Genomic DNA, 2392 nt, shown 5'->3' on the forward strand with positions numbered 1-2392 from the left:
TCCTCCCGCCCGTTGTTTGAACGAAACTGAATCACAAAACTATGCAATCAAACAAGAATTAATGGGTGTGCTGCCTAGGTAGGCGTACTATTTTTCCCTTGGAGAGCAGAAATGCGAAACCGCTTTGACAGGATCGACTTTGCAACGCCGCCGAAGTGCCTTGCGGTGCTCTTGGGTTGATATGCCATGCGGCGCTTCGCCCTTTATGCCCAACGCTGGATAGTAGCGTCGGAGACTGTGGACCCGGTGTTGAAGACAATACGCGCTCTGGGCGCGTCTTCGTGGACCAGGTTCACCAGCTTTTCACAGATCAGGAAATGGTCGTCATCCTTGCGGACCCCGGCCCCGATCATCACAACGTCATAGGACGAGTCCTTCAACGCATGTGCGAGTTGGTCGGTGGCGGTTATCACGCCGGGGCACAAAATTCTGCACAGTCTCGACGGTTTTTTTTCTGTTCTCGAACAAGGTCCGCAGCATCATGAACATGTTTATGGAGTCCAGATAGAGGCTCAGCGCGCCCATGATCGCGGCCTTGCCCAGCCATTCTTTATCGCCCGGATGGGCCATTTGCAGACCCACCGAGGAACGCATATCGGTATGCCAATGCGACGCCGCCAGCGCCGCCCATAATGTTCCCCAACGTGACCCAGAGCAAATTGGTCACTGCCATTCCAACAGGCACGTCCGACCCAGCCAACCAGCCCTGAGGAAAGAAATACATGTTTGCGACGGAGTGCTCGAGCCCAAGCAACACGAAGGCGCTGATTGGCCAGAGGACCGCCAGCACTTTTCCCGCCACGGTCCTGGCAGCAAAACTTAACCAGATTGCGAGGCACACGAGTGCGTTGCACAATGCGCCTCGAACGAATGCTTCAATCGGGTCCAACGCGGTTTTGGCTTGAACGATTGCTATTGCCGTAGCTTCCAAAGGGCCCTGCAAAATGCCGGAAAACCCGAAGGCCAGCGCAAGCCCCGCTGCGCCTATAAGATTTCCAAGGTAGACAACAGCCCAACTTCGCAGCAGTTGGCGTACAGATATTTTCCGATCAACAGCGGCCATGACCATCAAAGCATTTCCGGTAAACAATTCTGCACCACCGACAATGACCAGAATGAGACCGAGCGAAAACACGATCCCGCCAAGTAGCCTTGCGGGACCAAATGCTCCGTCCACTCCAGACATGACGGCAGTGTAAGCAGCCCCGCCGAATCCAATAAAGGCACCTGCAAGGACAGCGAGTACAAACATCTGAAACACCGGAAGCTGTGCTTTGTTTACACCGGCATCTTCCACCAGAATTGCAATTTTTCCGGGTTTGTAAGCATCAAAATTGTCTTCGTTGGTCATGCTGCTACGATAGAGTATCCGGAATGGAACAAAAGGATGTTTTGGGTTCTGGTCAGACTTGCCGCCATTTGGAAAGCTTGAGTCGATTAGTTCGTCGACGCCGTCACTCACGGCCAAGAACCAACCTCTAAGACCCACTCAAGATGCTACGGCGCGACCCGTCATTGTTGCCGTTGGTGCAGAGCCCGGTATTTTGACTGATGAGACGTCGGTCAACGGACTTTGCAGCCGTAAATTTGATCTCACCACAGCGAATGCGGAGATAACGCCATCGCAAATTCCGATTTGCCGTGGTGTTACCTTTATCCTCTTTGATGGCCAAAATCATTTGTTGTGAGTACATTGTCCCCATCTCGATCCATCATCAAGAACCATGCGGGAACCTGCGAGAGAAACTCCTCCTCGGTCACCAACCCATCCTTATCGACGTCATTGAATTCACGCGCCATAGCTTGAGAGACCCCTCGCATCTGACCGTTATGCCCACCCGCATTGGCCTCCATATCGGCCTTTCGAGTTTCGTCAAATAGATCATATTCTGCAGCATCAAGCGTGCCGTTTTCATCCTGATCGAACATATAGAACACGTCACCGCGCTTCTCTGTTGCTTCAGCAACCGTAACTTGGCCATCTTCGTTCAAGTCCCAGTTCTCAAGGAAATGGGCGCCGGGAACGCCCTGTTGCGCGGCTGCCGGAAGTGCCAGTGCAGCTGTCAAGAAAACGCCTAGGGGGAAGTGGAAAGTCATGATAATCACCTTTATATTCTGCTTCATGAATGTAATACGGCCATAGCGCCAAATTCCGTCGCACAAAATAGCTTTGTGGCCAAAGGGCGGGCGAGTGTAGCGCGACAATCTGGATGCGAGGAGCGCGTCAATCAGGATGAGAATCCTTGGTCGCGACACTTGAGACGATGCCGTCGTTTTCTATCGCGATCAAGGGTTTTGTGTTTTTGATTGTCGCGGCGCGTCAATCAGCTTGGATGTTAGCCGGTGTCGCTCTTTGAGCTGGGCGCCCAGGCCCCTTTGCTTGTTCGGCGGC

At 53.1% G+C, this 2392-nt stretch carries 3 protein-coding genes and 1 pseudogene; all 4 read right to left on the minus strand.

Annotated features, from left to right (window positions below; all coding sequences use genetic code 11):
* Positions 1-203 precede the first annotated feature (203 nt).
* Positions 204-413 (minus strand): hypothetical protein, encoded by a 210-nt coding sequence (locus LC354_RS27455; RefSeq protein WP_223429104.1) that lies wholly within the window; start codon positions 411-413, stop codon positions 204-206.
* Between the two features lie 37 nt (positions 414-450).
* A pseudogene (locus LC354_RS28230) lies at positions 451-576 on the minus strand (Bax inhibitor-1/YccA family protein); the annotation flags it as partial.
* The gene (locus LC354_RS27460) at positions 551-1462 is read right to left on the minus strand and encodes a formate/nitrite transporter family protein (RefSeq protein WP_223429105.1); all 912 of its coding nucleotides are present in this window, start codon (positions 1460-1462) and stop codon (positions 551-553) included. The pseudogene LC354_RS28230 and the gene LC354_RS27460, both read right to left, overlap by 26 nt.
* Before the next feature lie 191 nt (positions 1463-1653).
* Positions 1654-2097 carry an EF-hand domain-containing protein gene (locus LC354_RS27465; RefSeq protein ID WP_223429106.1) on the minus strand — a complete coding sequence of 148 codons (444 nt, stop codon included), beginning with the start codon at positions 2095-2097 and terminating at the stop codon, positions 1654-1656.
* Positions 2098-2392 lie beyond the last annotated feature (295 nt).

The organism is Tateyamaria pelophila (assembly GCF_019966495.1).
Taxonomy (GTDB): Bacteria; Pseudomonadota; Alphaproteobacteria; order Rhodobacterales; family Rhodobacteraceae; genus Tateyamaria; species Tateyamaria pelophila.